Source organism: Gammaproteobacteria bacterium (assembly GCA_015709635.1).
Taxonomy (GTDB): Bacteria; Pseudomonadota; Gammaproteobacteria; order Burkholderiales; family Nitrosomonadaceae; genus Nitrosomonas.
Genome location: CP054180.1, coordinates 270001 through 292981, shown reverse-complemented (window position 1 = coordinate 292981; position 22981 = coordinate 270001). Strand labels below are relative to the sequence as shown.

The following is a 22981-nucleotide window of genomic DNA, read 5'->3' as shown; positions in this document are numbered from 1 at the left end:
TTCTCGATTGTTTTTCAATGCAATCGAATTTAATTACTACCTTTAAGATGAAGCGGCTTTAGCCGCGCGATTGCTTTCCGTTTATCATTTTCTGCTAATATTCTGCGATAATGTTCGCGTCAATTTTTCATATTCCAATTCTTGCCGTTATTCAATATCCATTTTCTCAATAATTTTCTCAGCTTGTGGCAGCACAATCCCCTGATTCTGCAAATGACCAAGCGGGAAGTGATTGGCCGGTACCGGGGTTCGTTCCTGGGCCTGCTATGGACGTTTGTCAATCCCGTTCTGATGCTGTCCATCTATACGTTTGTTTTTGGCGTGATATTCAAAGTCCGCCTGGATCCCCACAATAGCCATATACACGACGATCAATTTGCTTTTGCCATGTTATTGTTCACTGGACTGATCCTGTTCAACTTATTCTCCGAATGCTTATCCCGCGCGCCCGGACTGATCCTGAATAATGTAAACTATGTCAAGAAAGTCATTTTCCCTTTGGAAATATTGCCCTTAGTATCTCTCGGTTCCGCACTGTTTCATGCCGGAATCAGTTTTTTGGTATTATTTTCTTCTCTATTGATCATCGAACATCCGCTCCAATGGACAGTCATTTTACTGCCGCTCATTCTGTTGCCGCTCATTATGCTTACCGCAGGATTGTCCTGGATACTGGCTTCAATCGGGGTTTTTGTTCGTGACATCGGTCAATTTATTGGTTTGATCTTAACCATGCTGTTATTCCTCAGCCCAATTTTTTATCCTGCTTCCGCGTTGCCGGAAGCCGTGCGGGATTATCTCTTCCTCAATCCGCTGACTCTCATAATCGAACAGGCGCGAGCAGTGATTCTCTATGGGCAGTTGCCGGAATGGAGCAGCCTCGCTTTATACTATCTGATCGCCTTTTTCGTCGCGTGGTCTGGTTTGATGTGGTTTAAAAAAACACGTAAAGGATTTGCTGATGTCCTTTAGTACCACAAATTCCGAACCAGCCATTAAAGCGCTTAATCTCTCAAAATCTTATCAGTTGTACCAACGCTCCTCCGACCGTTTAAAGCAGTTTTTATGGCCGCATCGCTGGTTGGGTTTACGCCAATATTATCGCGAGCTGAAGGCATTGCAAGACATCAGTTTGCTGGTGATGCCTGGGGAAGTCGTTGGCATTGTAGGACAAAACGGCTCTGGAAAATCGACACTGCTACAATTGATTTGCGGTACTTTGACACCCACACACGGCGAAGTACGGATAAACGGCCGTATCGCTGCATTGCTGGAGCTGGGCGCCGGATTCAATCCGGAATTCACCGGGCGTGAAAATATTTTCATGAGTGCGGCAATCTTGGGGTTCAGTTCAACCGAAATTGCCGATCGCATTGAATCCATCATTGATTTCTCCGGTGTGCGCGACTTCATCGACCAACCGGTAAAAACCTATTCCAGCGGCATGTATGTGCGCCTGGCATTTTCCGTTGCGATTAATGTCGATCCGGATATTCTGGTAATCGACGAAGCCTTGTCTGTCGGTGACGGCGCTTTCGCCCGCAAATCATTTAGCCGTATTATGCAAATGCGCGATGCAGGCAAAACAATATTGTTCTGCTCACACTCGCTATTTCAAGTTGAATCTCTGTGCACCCGTGCAATCTGGGTTAATAAAGGTCAGATCGTATTGGATGGCGAATCGGCACAAGTAGTATCGGCTTATCAAGCCTTTCTGGATAAAACCGCCTCTGATATGGCACCTGAAACTCCCATCCCAGATTTGACCATTTCCGCAGCACCCCATACAAAATCCGCAATGGGAAGCGCGCATTTGGAAAAAGTAAAATTGCAGATAGACGGCAACGATGTGCAGCATGCTATGATCACCAGCGGCCAATCGAGTATCATGCTGCGGATAGCTTTTGTTTCGGATCCTTCATTGCCTTGTCCCACCGTTGCCATGACATTGCAGACACAGGATGGGCGTACAATCACCAGTGCAGCAACATGGGAAGACCAATTTACCGTGCAACGCTCACCGGCCGGCACGGGCCGGATTTGCCTCAAGCTGGATCAGCTGCCGCTGCTTAAAGGCGAATATCTGATTAATATCTATTTATTATGCGAACGTGGCTTGCATCTCTATGATTCGGCAGTGGGTGTCGCAAGCTTGCAAGTAAAGCAGGCGGGACGCTTGCAGGGATTCTTTTCAATTCCTCATCAATGGGAAAATAATACGATCATTCATAATGACCCAATCAGCTAATCACAATCACATACAGGATATTCGGCACTATCGCCAAGCCGACCCTATCGCCGCCACTATCGCATCAGCATCACCCTCGCCGTTCAAGGATTTGACTTTTCCATTGAATGTATATGCACATGCATTGCTGCTGCAGGAAGGTAAAGCCGCTTATTTACACTATGGATTGTTCCAGGATGATAAAACCAGCCTGAAGGCGGCACAGCAATTTTCTACCGATCTGCTGCTGGCGAAACTACCGCCGCCTCCATGCCGCATCCTGGAAGTTGGCATTGGCCTGGGCACCACTTTTTCTTTGCTGCAGCAGCGCGGTTATACTGTTCATGGCATCACACCTGACGCCCAACAAATTGCGTATATCCAGAAATCGCTTGGCACAACCACCCCTGTCAGCTGCCATTCTCTGGAAACATTTTCAGCCGCAGCGGGAAGCTTTGACGTGGTTCTATTTCAGGAATCAGCGCAATACATTGAACCGTTGGTGATTTTTAATCAAGCATTGGATCTGCTGTCGCCGGCGGGGCAATTATTTATTATTGACGAATTTACACTGCAACATGATGCAGCAAGACCGGGCGGGCTTCACCTGATCAATAATATGATCACACTGGCCGAACGATTTGGTTTTGAATTGCTTGAAAAGATGGATTTATCCGCCATGGCGGCACCGACATTGGATTATTTGCTGGCAGCGACCCGGACGCACCGGCAAAAATTGCTCAAAGATCTTGCATTGAGCGATGAACAATTGAATCAACTCGATGAATCCAATCGCACTTATCGAGAAAAATATGCCAGCGGTCATTACGGCTACGCTCTGCTGCACTTCAGAAAAAAAGCCCCCCTTAAATGGCGCTTGCGGCTGCTGGAAAAAAATCAGACCCCGGAAATATTCAATTTATTCAAAAAAACATTCCATCAGGACATAACCCCCTCTTTCTGGCACTGGAAGTATGGTTCGAATGCAAGCCGCGCAATCGGCGTGTGGCGGGAAAATGAACTCATCGCCCACTACGGCGGCATTAGCCGGAAAATTCTGTTCTTCGGTCAACCTCAAACCGCCGTACAAATCGGGGATGTCATGGTTGATGCCAGCGAACGTGGCACATTGACTAGAAAAGGTCCTTTTTTCTTGATGGCGGCAACCTTTCTGGAACGTTATATCGGTTACAACAAACCTTATCTGATAGGCTTCGGTTTTCCCAATGTACGAGCGATGAAAGTGGCGGAACGGCTTGGATTGTACGCAGAAGTCGGGCAAATGGTTGAGTTTTCATGGACACCGTTGGCGAAATGGCCGCGCGTAAAAACCCGGCTACATCCGATCGACCGAGCAGACGATCCCCGGGCTGCCGCTGCAGTCGAAGAATGCTGGCGGAAAATGGCTGAAAATTTGCGTACAGCGCTGGTCGGCATCCGCGATTGGCCTTATCTGCAGCGCCGCTACCTGAATCACCCCACGCAACGTTATCAACTGATGCTGGTAAGAAACCGCTTCGGCGGCCGGGCGCGAGGTATTCTGGTATTGCGTCACGATACTTTCGGTTGCGAAATCGTTGACATCATTGCACCGCTGTCCGAAATTCCTCTACTCGTTTTGCACGCCAGAAGGCTGGCCGGCATCAATGGCCATGATCGGCTGTTTTGCCGCATCACAGAAAATTTCGCCGCATATTTCGCTGCCGCCGGCGGGACAAAACAAGCGCTGGATATCCGTATCCCCGCGAGCATTTGGGATGCGGCTCCATCGGTTGATTCGTTGCGCAATCATTGGTGGCTAATGTCTGGTGATACAGATTTCCGGTAATAACTATCCAGCCCAGCTAAATTAATAATGCAATGCGTACATTTACAAATATGCCTTAAATGAAAATAGTGGTGAACCTCAATCGACATGAACTTGCTGTGAATGCCCCAATGCCTCAACCATATCAGATAGAAGCAAATAGAGAAATTTTTCAATCTCAGAATAAAATCCCTCAACAGAAAAATTCATCACCATGAAAATTCTTATGGTTACCCGCGAAACCCGCTCAGACCAACGCTACGGTCTCGGTCGCAGCCTAGCTCCCTTGGTCGAAGAGCTTCGTCGCCGTGGAATCGATGTTGATTATCTTTGCCAAGCCGATTTAGGTCAACGTGCACTACTTTGGCAAATACGAATTGGGCACTTTCTGGCAAGCTTAACCAGGAATAGCAAAACCGCCACAGATTTTCCAGCTCTACTTTATGGAATATTCGAGCGCTTCAATATGGGTCGGCTTGCCGCAAAATTGGCCGTAAAACAAGATTACACTCATGTACATTGCCATGATCCTCTCATCGCAGCCGGCTTACGTTTTTTCTTGCGATTCAACTTTGGAAGTCATGTAGCCTGGGGAGTAACAGAGCATGGTTACGGCTGCTATGCTCAGGCCATTCACGAGGATGGCGCTCGCCTTGGCCGATACACAATGCGCTGGATGCGCAATTGGGAAGCGAAAATATTGCTTTCTGCTTCTTGGGTAATCGCTCCGACCCACAGCGGCATCGCTCAGATTGCCCGCGACTTGGGAATTTCTGCAGTACCATCAAACTGGTATCAAGTGGCTCATGCGCATCCGAAACTTAACCATTACGGAAAGGAAGAAGCACGAAATCGGCTTGGTTGGAACAGTAACACAATTTATTTACTTGCAATCGGCCGTATCGCACCAGTCAAACAGTTTCCACTATTGATTCAGGCTTGTGCCAGATTAAAGATAAAAAAAGACTTTCAATTAGTAATCCTGGGTGAAGGAAATCACGACGATCTACAAAAACTAGCACAACAATTGAGCTTTCCGCGAAAAATCATATTCGCCATTACCGAAGATATTGGTTTATATCTTTGTGCCGCCGATCTGTATATCAGTGCTTCTGCTTCTGAATCCTTCGGCATGGCCAATCTCGAGGCCTTAACTGCTGGCACTGCTGCGATCTGTACCGCTGTAGGCGGCGTACCGGAGGTGGTAGGTGATGGTGCATTCCTGGCAGAACCGGATCTTGATTCCTTGTCAGAAGCAATACAACGTATGTTGAATGACAAAGCGCTATGTGAAGAAATCGCACAAAAAGGACAATTAAGAGCCAAAGCATGGCCAGATATTATTCATGTTGCTGATATATATGAAGAAATTTATAGAAAAGTGGCAACAAGCTAAGATAGCCAAGTTACAGCTTTGTCCATTACCGGTTCCACTTATTCCTATCGAGGCTGGAAGAATACTTATTTTCGCACCGCACCCGGATGATGAAGTACTTGGTTGCGGCGGCACGTTAACTTTGCTTCGGCAAAAGAAATGTGCTGTCAAGGTCATTTTCGTCACCAACGGTGCCGGCGCCGGGATCCTCAGTGCCGATGCACTTATGATCCGGCGAAAGGAAGCAGCAAAATCTTTAGCAGTATTGGGTGTAGACGACATGTTTTTCTTCGATGAACCCGATGGCAGCTTCCGCACTTCAGCCGGCTTTGAGAAAAAAATCCGGCAATTACTGCAGCAATTTAAGCCGGATTGGCTGTTCATGCCTTCCGTACTTGACTATCACCGCGACCATGTTGCAACCGGTCAAGCCATTTTATCCTGCTGGCAACAGTGTGGCGCACCGGGGCGCGCATTTTTTTACGAGATCTGGAGTCCGCTTCCCGCCACGCATGTGGTGGATATCGCGAGTGTAATCGAACTTAAGAAACAGGCAATCTCCTGTTATGCATTGCCGCTGTCCCACTGCGACTACCTGTCTGCCAGCATTGGGTTAGCAAGTTACCGCGGTCTCTATCTTCCCGGCAAGCAAGGCAGCAACTATGCAGAAGCCTTCACTGAAATTGAAAAAAAAACCTCTTTGGGAGGCATGCTGCAAAAAATGTTAAACTTGCGCCTCTATCTCGAAAGCTTTTTACAGCATTAGATCTGATTTATCTCTTGAACTATTTCTCTCCTGACCGACCCCGGAATCACAGACACTTGGATGTTTGAAAAAAACGGCGTAACCCAACCTCTTGTCAGCATCATTATCCGCAGCATGGATCGCGATACGCTTCCCGATGCATTGGATTCTGTCGCCATGCAGACGTACCCGAATATTGAGGTCGTCATTGTCAATGCCAAAGGGCCAGATCATCGGAAGCTAGGCGATTGGTGCGGACATTTCCCGCTCAGAACTATTGCCATTGAAAATGATGAACCAACAGATAGAAGCCGAGCCGCCAACATTGGACTTCACTCAGCCAAAGGAAGTTATCTGATTTTCCTTGATGACGATGATTTATTTTGTCCGGAACACATTACCAATCTAGTTACTGCTCTACAAAGTCACCCCAGCGTTCGATGCGTATACTCTGGCGTTCGCGTTGAGCACTACGTGGATCAGCAACTTAAGAACGTCACTGCATTTAACGAACCTTATGATCGGGGTCGGCTTTGGGGAAGAAACTTTATTCCGATTCACGCCCTGTTGTTTGAACAATCTTTAGTCACTATCGATCATTGCGGTTTTGATGAAAATTTGAAAGTCTTCGAAGATTGGGATTTCTGGATTCAATTGAGTCAACACAGTGAAATATTGCATATCGATAAAATTACCGCTACTTATCGCAATTATGGATACTCTGGCTTAGGACTTAAACAGGATGAAGCTTTTATAAAGGAATCGAGAAGCCGAGTTTACGATAAATGGAAACTGCTTCTGACCGGTGAACAATTGGAGGAGTTAATTCAATACCGCGAGAATATGATATCCAGTCTCCGCGACCAGTCAGCTGATAAAGAACTATTGATCGCTTCGCTGCAAAATCGCCATGAGCAAGCTAGGCTTGCAAGTATTAGAAACGAACAATCGTTACAAAAAACAATTAACGATCTACAAAATACAATTCATGATTTGCAGAAAACAATCCATGATTTATCTCATTCAACCTCATGGAGAATCACTGCTCCGTTGCGCTTTCTAATCCGGATTATTCGTGGTCAGCATCAGGAGGCATGGGATGGGCTGCGCCGCAGAGTTTTACCTTGGCTGAAGCGTATCTACTGGCGGTTACCCGTACGCTGGCGCAACAAAACATTAGGTGTGGCTTACCGGATAGCCGGTCCTCTGCTCTCCGGAACGGGACATTATGAGATATGGCGTGCAAACAGAGCCGGTTTTTTAGCTCCGGGATCTGTCGATGCCTACGGCTTGCTGGCAGGAATGGTGGATCTTTCCACAATTGCTCCGCTAACAACACGACCAGCCGGACGCATTGCAATCCACGCACACATTTTCTATGCAGATCTGGCAGAGGAATTTGCAAAATTCTTGGGAAATATGCCGTTCCCCTATGACTTGTTTGTCTCAACACCCGATGAGGCAGCAAACCAAATATGCAAACAAGCTTTAGCGCATTTACCTCAACTGGAACAACTGACTATTACCGCTGTGCCTAATCGTGGGCGTGATATTGCCCCCCTGTTTTGCACCTTCGGAGAAATATTGCAGCAATATGATTACATCGCCCATATCCATAGCAAGAAATCACTTTATAACAAAAACACAACAAATGCGTGGAGTGGATGGCGAGAATATTTGTTCACAAATCTGCTAGGAAGCAAAACACAAATACAGAAAATATTCACACTCCTGACCGGAGAAAAAGCTGTCGGTCTTGTTTATCCGCAAAACTTCTCCGAATTATCCTATATTGCCAACTCCTGGCTTTCCAACAAAGCACTCGGATATCTCTGGTGCCACAAATTGGGTATCACCAGAGTCCCAATCGGGTATTTTGATTTACCAGCAGGATCCATGTTCTGGGCCCGGACAGAGGCACTGCGTCCGTTATTCAAAGCGCATATCCAGATTGAGGATTTTCCCGAAGAAACAGGACAAACCGACGCAACCCTGGCGCACTGCATAGAACGCTTATTTGTCCTGGTAACCAAGCGGTCAGGATTCGATGCCGTCATTCTTCGAGACAACAAATCCGTTAGTTGGTCTCGCTGGCGCTTTGAACAATATCTGTTACGAAGCCAAACGAATGCTCATGCTATGCTGGCTGATCCGGCTTTGCGTGTAGTTGTTTTCGATATTTTTGATACGTTACTGACTCGGCCGCTGCTTAATCCTGAGATGATTAAAAATATTGTCGCCCGGCGTGTCGGCGGTGAAGCAGGAAAACTTTATCTTGAATGTCGTGCCATCGCAGAATCTCAGGCGCGTCAGAAAGCAGGCCGCGATATTGGTCTGGATGCTGTTTTTACAGAGTTCTCCGTCTTATCTGGACTCTCACCCGAAGCCGCCAATCAGTTGCGTAGCCTTGAAGAAGCGATCGAGCTGGAAATCGTCACGCCACGACCGGAAGTCATCACTCTGCTACAACTTGCACTTTCCTTAGGTAAACGCGTCGTATTAGCCAGTGATATGTACCTATCCAAATCCGTTATCGAAAAAATGCTAACGCGCCACGGCATCAGTGGATGGCATGCGTTTTACTTATCTTCCGATAATGGCTTCAGAAAAGATACCGGTGATTTTTATCGGCAGTTGTTGATACATGAAAATGTGTCTCCAAGCGAAGTCCTGATGATTGGAGACAACGAACATTCCGATGTTCAAATTCCTGATAATCTGGGCATGAAGTTGCTGCATGTCATGCGGCCCGTTGAATTGGCGCGAACTATTCCCCGCTTGGGTCCACTCATCGAAAGTTCGTTATATAGCGATGATCTCCATCGGCAGCTTACCGTTGGCATGATTACGCAAGCAAATTTTCACCCTGTATTCTTCCCGAATTTCGATCCTGCAGATCTCGTTCCTGCCACACCTTGGTCGATTGGATTCACTATTGCCGGACCTGTGGTGCTGGCCTTCGTACAATGGCTGGCGGAAAAAGCCGCTGCCGACCGAATGGGGCGCTTGTATTTTCTTGCGCGCGAAGGGCAAATACTAAAAATAGTTTATGATCAGTGGGTATCCCATAATACCAACGCTATCGCATCTGACTATCTGGTGCTTTCCCGCCGCGCAATTACGGTACCTATGATCTCAAATTTTGATGATATGCTGCAAATTGCGCGTGTGCAGTATTTTCCAAACCAGTTAACTGAATTTATCCGGGAGCGATACGGATTAGCGTTATCTGATGACGATATTGAAGAACTTGCACGGCAGGGAGTCTGGTCAAAAAATAAGCTTGTCACAGTTGATAAAGGTGAAATTGATCATCTCATACCTGTATTGCACGCTCTGGAAAAACGTATTCTGTCCATTGCGCAATCTGAACGCCCAGGGCTGTTAGCTTATCTAAATGAGCTGGGATTGAATAAGGCAACTAATGCTGCCATTGTAGATATCGGTTATTCAGCTACCGTTCAAGGGTATTTGAATGAAATGATCAATCAAAGAATCAACGGCTACTATTTAATGACGCGCAAACCTGCCGAGCATGTCGCTTCTCAATACAAGGTCATCGCTGCGGGGTACTACTGTCAGTATATTAATCCTAATATTCACTCACCCATTATTTTAAGAGAAAGCTTTTCCTTGGAAAAATTATTAAGCTCTGATGATGCGCAAATCGTAAGGTATCATCAGACCGGCAATGGCGAGGTTCATCCTGAATTCCGTGAACTGGCAGCTGAAGAGCGTGAATCCATGATGACGCGCACGGAAATCAGGCGCGGAATAATGGATTTTGTAACCCAATCCATCACGATACGCGATAAATTAGTCGGCGATTTCAAAGTTCCTCCAGACATTGCAACCGGTTTATTTGAAGAATTTATCGAGCACCCTTCGCAAGCGGAAAAAGACATCCTAAGTGCATTGGTGCTGGATGATCACTACTGTGGCCGCGGGATTGTGAGTTAATGCCTCTCATATCACACGATAAGAAATATTGGCTTACAGTGTATTTTCAGATAACGCATTAATGAAGGAGCCTTTCTTCTCCGTCGTAATCGTCAATTATAATGCCGGTGACATGCTGCTTAAGGTCATGTCATCGCTAGCGCAGCAAACGTATAAAAATTTCGAAGTGATTATTGTCGATAATAATAGCCAGGATGATTCCTGGCGTGCGGCAGAAAACTTGCCTTTTCCATGCCGCTTAGTGCGATTGAACAACAATATTGGATTTGCCGCTGCCAATAATCTCGCTGTAAAAAATCATGTTCATGGTAAATGGTTATTTTTATTGAATCCCGATGCTTATCCAGAGCCCGAGTGCCTGGCAGCCATAGTAAAAAACATAAACCAAATAGACGTGGATTGCTTTTCCTGTGTATTAATTGACGCAAATCAGCCAACCCAACTGGATGGACTGGGCGATGCCTATCATATATCCGGATTACATTGGCGTAATGGTCATGGCGCTCCCTGCTGCATCATGCCCGCGTATCCGGTAGAAGTCTTCTCGGCGTGCGCGGCTGCTGCAATATATCGCACTGAAACATATCGCCGGTTAGGGGGCTTTGATGAAACTTACTTTGCTTATTCAGAAGATGTTGATCTTGGTTTCCGCTTACGGCTAGCCGGTGGGAAGAGCGTGTTACTACCCGATGCCAAAGTCCATCATGTCGGTTCGGGCATTACAGGCCGCACAAGCGATTTCTCGATTTATCATGGGCACCGCAACCTCACCTGGACATTTATGAAGAATGTGCCCGGTCCGCTAATACTCGTCCTCTTGCCAGTACATCTGCTCATGATATTTTATTTGGGATTCTTATTTGCTGCCTCTGGCCGCTTCAGAATTTATATGCGGGCTAAAGCCGATGCTTTTAAGCAGATCCGTTCTCTGTTGGCACGAAGGAAAGAAATCCAGCGTACCCGCACGTGTTCTTGCTTGGATTTACTGCAAATGATGTCCTGGATGCCACGCAGTTTTGCGGCTAAAGTACAAAACAAGTAAGAAAGTCGTAACCTCATTAACACATAAAGAAATAAGGATATGATTGATAAAGCGGGCTTTGCCCGGCTTAAGTCAATGCATCTGCAGATAGCTTACTCTCGTTCCTTTTGCAAAAACAACTGCGCACGGAAGTGTTCCATCTGCGTCAATAACATCGAGGGCGACACTTGGCTATCGAACACCAATCCAGTAGCATAATTTGCCACCGCCTCGGCGGGAGCTCCGAGATTGAAGCAACACAACGGAACACCGCACGCCATTAATTCGTGTGCAACGTAGGAAAAAGTCTCCGGCCAAATCGACGGGAACAGGAAAATATTCGCACCGGACTGCTCGATGGCTGATGCAAGCCCAGTCCTTTCATAACGTCCCGTCACATTCAAGCAGACCGCAGAAAACTCCGGCACTAGTGAACCAATTACTGTCACACGAAATGGCAAACGATGGGAATCGATCTCCTCACAGAGTTGCTTGACAATATTCCACCCCTTCTGCCAGCCGATTGTTCCGACAACACCAATATGCAGCGGCTTGCTAAGATCGACCGGAATAGAACGATGACGGAAGCGTGCCATTGAATGTGGCCGCACCACGATCTTTCCGGCATATTCCGGATAGATGCGAATGAATAAATCGCGCGTACTGTTAGAAAAAGCAACGATACTATTAACCATTGCCAGCGCCTTTTTCCAAGTTGCACGCCATTCGGCAATCGAGTCGGTGCCAATGGGGTAATCAATCGGTAAACGGCTAAAGCAGCGATTGCAGGTCGCGCTATCGGGCAATCCGCAATAATTTCTATCGCTATCAATAAGAAAAAGGCTTGGGCATAACATGAAGAAATCATGTAGCGCAATACTCACTGGAATTCCTTCGATAGCCGGCTCCTGCGAGAGCCAGTGCAAAAAATCCATCGGCCGACGGAAAGAATAGAGATTGTTGATCAAGATACTCTCCGGTTGGATACCGGCAATGACTCGGCCCCAAGCGGCGTAGTCGCTAAAATTCAAAGTGAGCCGCGCATTGGGCGAAACCCATTCGGCGCGTAATTCCCCGGTGCGGATATCATCCAGCAAGTGCAGCACAGGCTTGTCGGCATCAAGAGTATTAGCGATCAATTCGCGGCTATACGCGTAGGCCCCTCCTTCAATTACGTTATCAATTATAACGAGAGCAGGATGATCGGCCTGTTTTGCCAACACCATCAAATACAAGAAATCACGGAGCGGCCGGATAGGATCATGGCGAATAAAATCTTTATAATATTCGAACAATCCCGGGTAACGTTCGCGCAGTATTGCCTCATTCCGATCCGCCAGCGCTTGGCGCTCCTGCGACGGAAAAGAACCGCCATGCTTATGATATACAAACAAGTTGGGTGCCAAAACATGTTGATAGCCCGACACTTTAGCCCTTTGGCACCAATCATTCTCTTCTCGATACCCCTTGCCGAATACGGGATCAAATAAACCGATACGTTTTGCGGCTTCCTGGCGAATGGCCATACAGAAACCGACTCCGGTCGGAATTTCAATGGCCGCAGCATCCTGTAATCGAGCCAGCACAGCGTCTATTCGCAGCGCATCCATTCCTTGGGGAAGTGTGTTATCCACAAAAAATTTTGGAAAACTGCAAATCGTCCCGGCATTTGTAAACGGAGTAACACTCGCCACCTGCGGATTTGCCAAAATTGGTGCAAATAAACGTTCCAACCAAAAGGGAGGTACTTGCACATCGGAATTGAGCAAGACAAAATCATTTTCTACATGGGTAAAGAGCCTATTAACTGTTCCCACGAAGCCCAGATTGCTTTCGTTGTATAACAAAATAGTGCCAGGAAAATTTTGCAGACGCTGATTCAACCAAGGTTGCACGCGTTCATCCGTACTCGCATCATTGCAAACCAGTAAACGAAACGGTGTACTTGTCGCACGCTCGAGACTATCGAATAACGATTCAAGAAACTCAAAACCATTGTAGATCGGGATCAAAACATCGATACACGCCGGCAAAACCGGAAAAGATGGTGGATTATTATGCATATGCGGCGCAGCAGTAACCGGCAATGTGTGCCGATCGGATACTTCTGAAGCTTGGACTGCGAGCGATAATTTGCGTCGAGCAGGTGCCATCTGGCCGCTCAGCAGCCACCCCAGTACACGCAATCGCGCTCGCCTATCCAATAGACCAAATCCACGCCAAGCCCGTTGAGCCAGCCGAAGCTTGGTGACAACGCTGCGCAGAGGGCTGGTAATGCGCCAGGAGTGCGAACTTTCGTAAAGTGCGATTGTGCGCTGCTGATCCGCTTGGATTCTGCTTGATTCAGCCAACAAACGCATCTTGCCTTCCAACTCTCGTTTCAAATTAATGAGCTCAAGGCGATCCGCATGCGCTTGTACTTCCTGTAGCTGAGAATAAGCACGTGCCCGATTGACTAGATCATAAAAAATGGAAGTATCCATGCGTGTCTGCCACTTCGTATACATGACACGCTCAGCCAATCTTGCGAGTTCGGGATCACCATGGATAGCAAATTCACCACCCTCATCCATACGGTAATTTGCCGTTATAGCATCAACGAAAATAAAGTTACCGTATTGGGCAACTTGTATCCAGAAATCCCACTTCTCACAAGAATTCAATGCTTCATCGAAACGCGCTCCTGCCGTATACACTCGACGCTTAAACAAAACAGCATGATGGGTTGGCAAGAAATTGCCTAGATATAGCGAAAGTATATCGAATTGTGTGGCAAATTCATTTAGCAGATGCCCGTTGGAATCCATCGCGCGTATGCGCGAGTAAGCTGCGACAGCATCCGGATGTTCACGCAAAGCTTCCGCGAGGCACGTCACATGATCCGGGTGCAGTAAATCGCCATCTTCAAGAAAACCGATCAGACCTCCGCGAGACACCGCCAAGCCTGCATTTGCCGCTGCGCTATATCCAATCGAATCCCCTTCCTGATTGATCAGGCGTAATGGAAAGCGACCGCAACTTGAGCCAAGATCGGCATGATTGCCGCCCGTGGCATTAACCACTATTACTTCGATATTCGGGTAATTCTGTCCCGCCACTGAATCGAGTGTCTCACTGAGTGATGATTGACTCATACTGCAGATGATAAGAGTCACCAAAGGAGAAGAGGGGATCGCAAGAATACTCATCTTAGACTAACAGTGATGGAGCAAGCACGAATTGGGCGCATACCTTGACAAACGTCGTATTCAATACTTGATCAATCATAAAACTGGATATTACAGAATTTATTATTGCTGCTGAATTTACCTTGATAAGGCCGGTAACAATTTATTTATTAAAACAACCACAGTATTAGAAAACGGCTTTTCTTCCAAACTGTTTCAGGATAAAGTCGATACGAATGAAGATCAGCGAAGAGTCATTACGATGAGAAATACTTTGAGCTAACAAATTTTAATGTATATTCCGCAACAATGCTAACGATTTGATCGATGAAAATCCAGCGCAAAGATAAGAACTCAAATCGCAATATATAACAGTCACATCCATTTGGATCTCCATCACAACCATAGCCATAACCATAGCGAATACTAAGAATCCCGATATGTTCACACATAATTCTAATTCTCGATAGAGATACAAATATGTACAACGCTACATGAGCAGCTGTTTCTAGGAAATTAGAATATTATAATTATCAGTATTCCTAACTGGAATCGAATCATACCTTGCTCTACCCCAAAATAAGGACAAGACAAGGAACACAGAGATATCCATGAATTCCATAACCGGCGCTGATACAACAATTACGGAGATAAGAAATGGTCAGATATCGTAAGTACCGGTTAATTAGCACACGTCATTTCGACTGGTATCATCTACTAAAGAATCTAGATCCGAACATGGAGTTGGAATAAATTGCATATCTCCGGTCTTGAATCGGTTGCGGTTGTTATAGTTAACCACAATGCCGGTTCACTGCTCACTCAATGTGTCGTTTCTGCACTTGAGCAAGCACAGAATGCCATAGTAGTCGATAATGCTTCTTCAGATACCAGTCTCACTGAACTGGAATTGAGGTTTTCTACCGAAAATCGCCTGCAGGTCATCCGCTTAGAAAACAATGTTGGTTTTGCCGCCGGTTGCAATACCGGCCTTAGCGCCACAACGCAACCCTATATTCTTTTCCTGAATCCGGATTGTCTTCTGCAGGAAAATTCACTACAACGCATGGTTCAAGTGATGGAATCCGATCCTACTATCGGCATGGTGGGCGGCTATCTCATCAATCCGGATGGCTCCGAGCAAGGTGGCGGACGGCGCGCCATCCCGACGCCGTGGCGGGCTCTTGTGCGCGCCTTCGGCTTGTATCATCTGGAGAAATACTGGCCGCGATTGTTTTTTGATTTTCATCTGAATAAACGCCCCTTACCCCAAACTCCTGTCGAAGTTGAGGCGATATCCGGGGCATTGATGCTGGTCCGGCGGCAAGCCGTCGACGATGTCGGTCCCTGGGACGAACAGTATTTTCTGCATTGCGAGGATCTGGATTGGTGTATGCGGTTCAAACAAAAAAACTGGAAAATTGTTTTTGTGCCGGATGCACCAGTCGTTCATTTCCAGGGCACCTGCAGCCGCTCGCGGCCATTCTTCGTCACCTGGCATAAACACAAAGGCATGCTGCGTTTCTACCGGAAATTTTTCCGCCAGCACTATCCAAACACGTTGATGGGATTGATTACGGCAGGCGTATGGCTGCGCTTCGCTGTTACGGTGCTGTACCATTCGGCGCGAAACTGCTACCGGCTGCTGAAATTCAAGCATGAATAAGCAATACGTAGGCTTATTGGGCGCCACAAGCCTGGTCGGCGAATGTCTGTTAAGAAAACTGATCGAGAATAACTGGCATATCGCTGCATTTTCCCGCCGGCCAATCACAAATGTCATGCAGCACTCGCAAATTACATGGCAACAATTTGATACAATAGGCAGCGTGAAAGATTGCATCGAGGAAAACGAAATTCACGCTTGGTTATGTGTAGCGCCCATTTGGGTATTAGCCGAACACTTTGATCTTTTATCAGCTTATAACGCCCGGCGGATCGTCGTATTATCCTCCACCAGCCGTTTCACCAAAGATACTTCATCCGATCCCAACGAAAGAAAAATTGCACAACAATTGATTGAAGGCGAAGAGCGTTTACAAACGTGGGCTGCTGCGCATGGCGTGCAATGGATCATATTGCGCCCGACGCTCATTTACGGATACGGGCGCGACAAAAATATCGCCGAAATTGCACGATTTATTCGTCGCCTTGGATTTTTCCCTCTGTTGGGACCGGCGCGCGGTTTGCGGCAACCGGTGCATGGCGAAGATATCGCTGCGGCATGCTATGCCGCGCTTAGTGTATCCAATCTATCCGGTCGCGCCTATAACTTAAGCGGCGGAGAAACTTTGACCTATCGCGCGATGGTGGAACGCGTGTTTCAGGCAATGAATCGTCCCGTGCGTACATTCACGGTGCCACTGTGGCTTTTTCAGATAGCAACCTGGGGATTGAAATGGTTGCCGCATTACCGTAACTGGACTGCGGCCATGGCGGAAAGAATGAATCAGGATTTAAAATTTGACTGTTCGGAAGCCAAACAGGATTTACACTTTCGCCCGCGGCCGTTCAATCTGACAATAAACGATTTGCCTAGTCAAAGCTGACCATCAGCAATTATAATTAATTCAATCGATTACATTTTCACCGATAAATCTCTCAACAGCACGGTATTGATAACCAGATGAAGTTCAAATTTAAAGCGCCTCAGAATGAAATTGCGCAGGTACTGACCAGCTTTAAGAAAACCTTTAGAAACATTGGCGTTTTCAGCGCCGTCATCAATGTGCTGATGCTTATGCCGGCCATTTATATGCTGCAGCTTTATGACAGCGTATTAACCGGCCGCAACGAAATGACGCTGCTCATGCTGACACTGATCATGCTGGGCGCCTACACGTTCATGGGAGCGTTGGAATATGTGCGCAGCTTTGTATTAATCCGTGTCGGTGCGCAACTCGATATGAAATTGAATAAGCGCGTATACACGGCTGCTTTCGAGGAGAGCCTGAAACAAGGCGACAGCAATGCCGGGCAAGCTTTAAAGGATCTGACCAATCTGCGGCAATTCCTCACCGGCAATGCGTTGTTCGCTTTTTTTGACGCGCCGTGGTTTCCGATTTATTTACTCGTAATCTTCATGTTTCATCCCGTTTTGGGCGTTTTTGCTTTGTGCGGCACAGTCATACTCATCGCGCTGGCCTATATCAATGAAAAAATTTCGCATAAGCCGTTAGCCGAGGCCAATTCAATGGCGGTTGCATCCACCAATATCGCCTCCAATAATCTGCGCAATGCCGAAGTCATCGAAGCAATGGGCATGCTGCCCAATCTCCAAGCGCGCTGGTATAAACTGCACCGGCGTTTTCTCAATCTGCAAGCCGAGGCCAGCGAAAAAGCCGGTATCGTCACAGCGTTGTCGAAATCCTGCACTGTCGCACTGCAATCATTGATGCTGGGGTTGGGCGCCTTGCTGGTTCTGGACGACAGTATTACGCCGGGGATGATGATCGCCGGTTCCATCCTATTGGGCAGAGCCATTGCACCGGTGCAATTACTGATCAGCGTGTGGAAGCAAATCGGCGGTACACGCAGCGCTTACGAACGATTGATCAAATTGCTTGACCAGCACCCGGAAAGAAAAGCCGGGATGGCGCTGCCTAAACCGCAAGGTTCTGTTGCCGTCGAAAATGTCACGGCAGCCCCACCCGGCAGCAAGCTTCCGGTACTCAAGGGATTGACTTTTTCCCTGGCTGCCGGTGAAGTACTCGGCATCATCGGTCCGAGCGGATCGGGGAAATCAACGCTGGCGCGTTTGCTGGTTGGCGTATGGCCGGCTGCCGCGGGGAAAGTCAGATTGGACGGCGCCGACGTTTATCAATGGAACAAAGACGAGCTGGGGCCGCACATCGGCTATTTGCCGCAAGATATCGAACTCTTCGGCGGATCGGTTTCGGAAAATATCGCCCGCTTCGGTGAAGTGCATGCGGAAAAAGTTATCCTGGCGGCGAAACGCGCCGGAGTTCACGAAATGATTCTGAATATGCCGGATGGTTACGACACGCTATTGGGTGATGGCGGTGCCGGTCTTTCCGGCGGACAAAAGCAACGCATCGGCTTGGCGCGCGCAATGTACGACGACCCCTCGCTGATCGTGCTCGATGAGCCCAACTCCAACCTCGATGACGTGGGCGAGCAGGCGTTGCTGGCCGCCATCGTCGATCTGCGCAAACGCGGAAAAACCATTGTCTTGATCACACACCGCACCAGCATCCTGAGCGCAACCACTACATTACTATTGCTGCAAGAAGGAACAGCGAAAATATTCGGACCGACCAATCAAGTGGTGGAAGCGCTCGCGAAACAACAACAAGCGCAACAGGCGCAGCTCGCACAAAAAAAAGCCGGCCAGCAAACTGCGCCAAACCAAGTAACCCAAACCGTTCATGCGGCCGATTCCCAAAGCGGCTGATTCTTTGCCGCGCTTTTCCATCGCACATTTAGAAACATTGATACCGGACAGAAAAAATAATGAAGCCCGCAGCTGAAGAAAAAAAGACCGTTATTGCCAATGTTCCAACGGATTCAACGCATCATGTGGAGACAGACGAAACGCTGCATACCCGGTTGGGCTGGTGGATCGTGCTGGCGGGTTTCGGCGGATTCATTCTGTGGGCGGCTTTCGCGCCGCTGGAAAAAGGCGTACCGGTTCCAGGCACCGTCACTGTCGCCAGTCATTTGCAGGCTGTTCAGCATCAAATCGGCGGAATTATCGACAGCATTCTGGTCAAGGAAGGTGATCATGTAACAGTCGGTCAAGTGCTGGTACGGATGAACGATACCCAAGTCAAGGCGCAAGCTGAGATCACCCGCAGTCAACTCTATACCGCCCTGACCATGGAAGCGCGCTTATTGGCGGAACGCGATGGCGCGGATAAAATCACGTTCCCGCAAGATTTACTGGCAGCACAAAATGACCCGCGCGTCGCCAACAATATCATCACACAGACTCAGCTTTTTACATCGCGCAGATTGGCTCTGCAACACGAGATCGGCGCTCTGGACGAGAATATTGCCGGTTTAAAAATGCAGTTGCGCGGACTGGAAGCATCCAAATCCAGTAAAAACATGCAATTGAAGTTCCTGGAAGAGCAGCTCGTCAATATGCGTGACCTGGCGCACGACGGTTTTGTACCCCGCAATCGCGTGCTGGAACTGGAGCGCACATATACCCAATTGACCGGAGATATTTCTTCCGAAACCGGAAACATCGGCCGGATTCAACGGCAAATTGCCGAACAGGAGCAACGGCGCGTTTACCGTCAACAGGAATATCAAAAGGAGGTAGGACAGCAGCTAACCGAAACGAAGCGGGAAGTTGACTCCTTGCGCAGTCGCCTGAACGGGCAAGATTTCGAGTTGGCCAACATCGAGGTTAAAGCGCCTGTGGACGGTATCGTGGTCGGCATGAATGTGTTCACCGAAGGCGGCGTTATCAGCCCGGGATTCAAATTGATGGATATCGTGCCAAGCGACGATATCCTGGTCGTTACCGGGCAAGTACCGGTTCATTTGATCGACAAGGTGCATGTCGATTTGCCGGTCGATCTCATTTTCTCCGCCCTGAATCAAAAGAAAACACCCAATATTCCAGGCATTGTCACCCGGGTATCGGCAGACCGTCTGATGGACGAGCGAAGCGGGCTGCCATATTACAATATGAAGGCTGCCGTAACGCCGGAAGGCATGAAAAAACTCGCCGAAGAACAGATACGCGCGGGTATGCCGGTAGAAATATTTATCAAAACGGGGGAACGCTCGTTGCTGAGTTATCTTTTCAAACCGATACTGGATCGTGTGCATTCAGCTCTGAGCGAAGAATAGCGATAATGATGGATATTCCTAAAATCTCATTTTCAGTTTGGCTTTTGTTCAGTTCATTAAGCCCTATTCAGGCAATGAGTTTACTGGATGCCTATGAAGCTGCACTCAGCCATGATCCGATTTATCGCTCTGCTTACTATGAAAATGAAGCGGGACAACAAATGGAAGCGATTGGTTTGGCGAGTTTGCTACCCAATCTCGCAATTACGCATACACAAAGCAGAAGCACAGGTACTATAACAAACAATCAAAATAATACTTCCAGTTCAGGCAATTTCGACAGTCAGGTCAGCTCGTTAACGCTACGCCAACCTTTGATCAATTTAGAAGCCGTGGCCAGTTACCGGATGGGCAAAGCACAAGCTGATTCGAGTCGGGCAAAATTTACCGGTCGCAGTCAACAGCTTGTCGTGCGGTTAGTGGAAGCTTATGTGGAAACACTGCTTGCACAGGATCACGTCAAAATCGCCGAAGCGCAACTGAATTCTCTCGAAGAACTCAAGCGTGTCAATGAACGTATGTTGATAAAAGGCGAAGGCACCACCACCGATGTTCTGGAAACACAATCGAAACACGCGATTGCACAGGCTCAAGCCATTGAAGCAAGAGATGAACTGGAATCCGCCCAACTTATACTCGGAGCGATCGTGGGACAAAAAGTAACCCAATTGGACCGATTGTCCGATGCTTTCAATTCCCGCGCCATCCAGTTGCAGGATTATGACGAATGGCACGCCATGGCTTTGGAGCGTAATGCCGAGATCGTGACGCAACGCCACACCGTGACATCCGGCAAGGAAGAAATCAGAAAGAATTTTGCTGGTCATGCCCCGCGCGTTGATTTGGTCGCCAGTCTATCAAAAAATAACCGTGGATCTTTTGTCACACGCAATCAAGATGCGGAGCTTGCCACTATTGGTGTTGAAGTCAATTTTCCTTTATACGCGGGCGGCCGTGTGAATGCACTCACGGCTCAAGCCAAAGCCAATCACGCGCGGGCGGAAGCGGATCTCGACGCAATGACCGACAAAGTGCTCGTCGAGTTGAAAAAACAATACAATCTGCTGAAAAGCGGTGTCAAAAAAATTGACTCGCTAGAGCTGGCTGTCAAATCAGCCGAACTGCTCGTTGATGCGACACAAAAAAGCATCCGCGGCGGCATACGCATCAACTTGAACCTTCTGGATGCCCAGCAACAACTGTATACCGCGCAACGTGATCTTTCTCAGGCGCGATACGATTATCTGCTGGCCTATCTGCGCCTGCAACTGGCCGCAGGCACGTTGGTATTGGATGATTTAAGAAATATAGCCAGCTATTTTAAAGCGAATTTTCATTGACCCTTTGGAATACGGTACTGTCATTCTCAGATCAAAGCGTAACAGCCCATTCCAGCAGATACAGTTCATATCCGATCAACGTGCTATAACCGGCCAGCACCATATACTTGAGATGTCTGACGCGGATTTTTCCGGTCAGCCGGACATTGTGGTGAATAGCCAGCAAAATAAGCGCCATGGAAGTCAGCGCGAGTTTGCAAGCAACAAATTTTCCTGCGCTTTCTTCAATCAGCACCGCCATAAACCAATTAAGCTCCTCGCCGCCTTTAACGAGAATGTTAAGCGTCAAGTAAGCATCGCACGCACTCAAAAATAAAATCGCAACAACGCAGAACACCAAGTTTCCCGCATAGTGATCTACGTATCCCGGTTTCCGGCTCGCCGTTATCCGGCGCTCGCCGATCCGCCTGCCCGTCTTGATTCCCAAGTGATAAGCGCAAAAAAACGGTATATCCTGACGGCGGTCTTGTTTTCTGGTATCTGCAATCGCAATTACATCAGCCATATCAAACTCCCTTTTTTGTATCCACTCACATCCGGGCAAAAATAATCATCCTTCCACTCCATCTACCCGGTCATCAATGCACAATTGAGCGTATAAGCATAGCAGAACGGATCGACTCTATTTCTAGTATATCTATACTAAAAAAAGAGGAAATAACGCCTATATACTCAAGAAAGTGATTGTTTTACATTGCGGCAGTAAAAATTCCAATAAATAAAAATAGTATGATATAAATTGTTAAAGTGTAAGAATTACTTGCAGCAGTTGTTTTTGTAGTCGTGTTCTTTATTTTTATGCCATGGAGATAAAAAATGAAAAAGAAAATAGTAGCTAATATAATCGCGCTGACTTTCGTCGGTGCAGCAGGCGGAGCATATGCCGGGGCCATTCCCGACAGTTACAACATGCTGAACGGCAACACCGGCAGCTATAATTACTGGGATGAAACTTACAACGGCGCCGGTTGCGTGACCTGTGATAACGCAGCCTTATCGGGTGGGCGCGGTGATCTGACCGACGGGTTTATCGCAACCGACAACTGGTTTGTCACTGAAGCCCTCCCCGGCAATGGACCTTATGTCGGATGGACTCTGAATCCAACCATTACCTTTCATTGGAACTCTCCGGTCAATGTCACTTCAGTCACATTCTATTTTGACGATTCCAATGGTGCTGGTGGCGTCAGTGCGCCGTCAAGCGTCGATGTCAATGGCACGAATTTTCCCATCGCGGATCCTGTCGGCTCAGCACCCTTCTCTTTCGTGGCAAGCGGTTTATCGTTTACAGGAAACGACCTTGCCGTGACACTCCACAGAAATAATGCATGGGTGTTTTTGAGCGAAGTCCAGTTTAATGTTTCACCAGTTCCGGAACCTGAAACCTATGCCATGTTGCTGGCCGGCCTCGGGTTACTGAGCTTTGCTGCTCGCCGTAGAAAATCGATTGCATAATTTAAATTTTCTGAATAAAAAACGGGAGTCTTAGCTCCCGTTTTTTATTGGAAAGAGA

The 22981-nt window shown here is 47.6% G+C and carries 14 protein-coding genes and 1 pseudogene; 13 read left to right on the top strand and 2 right to left on the bottom strand.

The features are described 5' to 3' along the window. The first annotated feature begins 213 nt into the window (after window positions 1–213). From HRU78_01350 to HRU78_01320, 7 genes are all read left to right on the top strand, one after another. Entirely contained in the window at window positions 214–972 is a 759-nt protein-coding gene (locus tag HRU78_01350; protein ID QOJ24860.1) for an ABC transporter permease, read from the top strand. Next, window positions 962–2248, top strand: a complete 1287-nt coding sequence (locus HRU78_01345; protein ID QOJ22452.1) for an ABC transporter ATP-binding protein — start codon at window positions 962–964, stop codon at window positions 2246–2248. Before HRU78_01350 ends, HRU78_01345 begins: the two co-directional genes overlap by 11 nt. Then, complete coding sequence (locus tag HRU78_01340) at window positions 2232–4055, top strand: GNAT family N-acetyltransferase (GenBank protein QOJ22451.1); 1824 nt, start codon at window positions 2232–2234, stop codon at window positions 4053–4055. Before HRU78_01345 ends, HRU78_01340 begins: the two co-directional genes overlap by 17 nt. A gap of 205 nt (window positions 4056–4260) precedes the next feature. Beyond that, a complete protein-coding gene (locus HRU78_01335) occupies window positions 4261–5430 on the top strand; it encodes a glycosyltransferase family 4 protein (GenBank protein ID QOJ22450.1) in 1170 nt (389 codons plus the stop codon). After that, window positions 5396–6175, top strand: a complete 780-nt coding sequence (locus HRU78_01330) for a PIG-L family deacetylase (GenBank protein QOJ22449.1) — start codon at window positions 5396–5398, stop codon at window positions 6173–6175. Before HRU78_01335 ends, HRU78_01330 begins: the two co-directional genes overlap by 35 nt. A gap of 60 nt (window positions 6176–6235) precedes the next feature. Then, entirely contained in the window at window positions 6236–10114 is a 3879-nt protein-coding gene (locus HRU78_01325; protein ID QOJ22448.1) for a glycosyltransferase, read from the top strand. A 61-nt stretch (window positions 10115–10175) separates the two neighbouring features. Beyond that, window positions 10176–11156, top strand: a complete 981-nt coding sequence (locus HRU78_01320) for a glycosyltransferase family 2 protein (protein ID QOJ22447.1) — start codon at window positions 10176–10178, stop codon at window positions 11154–11156. Between the two features lie 92 nt (window positions 11157–11248). Here the strand turns inward: HRU78_01320 and HRU78_01315 are convergent, their stop codons facing one another. Beyond that, window positions 11249–14269, bottom strand: coding sequence for a glycosyltransferase (locus HRU78_01315; GenBank protein QOJ22446.1), 3021 nt, complete (start codon window positions 14267–14269; stop codon window positions 11249–11251). Between the two features lie 787 nt (window positions 14270–15056). On the opposite strand from HRU78_01315, the gene HRU78_01310 reads away from it, so the two are divergent. From HRU78_01310 to HRU78_01290, 5 genes are all read left to right on the top strand, one after another. Continuing rightward, entirely contained in the window at window positions 15057–15968 is a 912-nt protein-coding gene (locus HRU78_01310) for a glycosyltransferase family 2 protein (protein QOJ22445.1), read from the top strand. Continuing rightward, window positions 15961–16851 carry an NAD(P)-dependent oxidoreductase gene (locus HRU78_01305; protein ID QOJ22444.1) on the top strand — a complete coding sequence of 297 codons (891 nt, stop codon included), beginning with the start codon at window positions 15961–15963 and terminating at the stop codon, window positions 16849–16851. The genes HRU78_01310 and HRU78_01305 overlap by 8 nt, the downstream gene beginning before the upstream one ends. A 77-nt stretch (window positions 16852–16928) precedes the next feature. Further along, window positions 16929–18716 (top strand): type I secretion system permease/ATPase, encoded by a 1788-nt coding sequence (locus HRU78_01300; GenBank protein ID QOJ22443.1) that lies wholly within the window; start codon window positions 16929–16931, stop codon window positions 18714–18716. Window positions 18717–18775: 59 nt separating this feature from the next. Then, on the top strand, window positions 18776–20128 hold the full coding sequence (locus HRU78_01295) for an HlyD family type I secretion periplasmic adaptor subunit (GenBank protein ID QOJ22442.1): 1353 nt from the start codon (window positions 18776–18778) through the stop codon (window positions 20126–20128). Between the two features lie 5 nt (window positions 20129–20133). After that, window positions 20134–21468 carry a TolC family outer membrane protein gene (locus HRU78_01290; GenBank protein QOJ22441.1) on the top strand — a complete coding sequence of 445 codons (1335 nt, stop codon included), beginning with the start codon at window positions 20134–20136 and terminating at the stop codon, window positions 21466–21468. A gap of 31 nt (window positions 21469–21499) precedes the next feature. Here the strand turns inward: HRU78_01290 and HRU78_01285 are convergent, their stop codons facing one another. After that, entirely contained in the window at window positions 21500–21973 is a 474-nt protein-coding gene (locus HRU78_01285; protein ID QOJ22440.1) for a hypothetical protein, read from the bottom strand. 851 nt (window positions 21974–22824) lie between these two features. Between HRU78_01285 and HRU78_01280 the strand changes: the two are divergent. Beyond that, window positions 22825–22923, top strand: a pseudogene (locus HRU78_01280) (PEP-CTERM sorting domain-containing protein). Window positions 22924–22981: the final 58 nt, after the last annotated feature.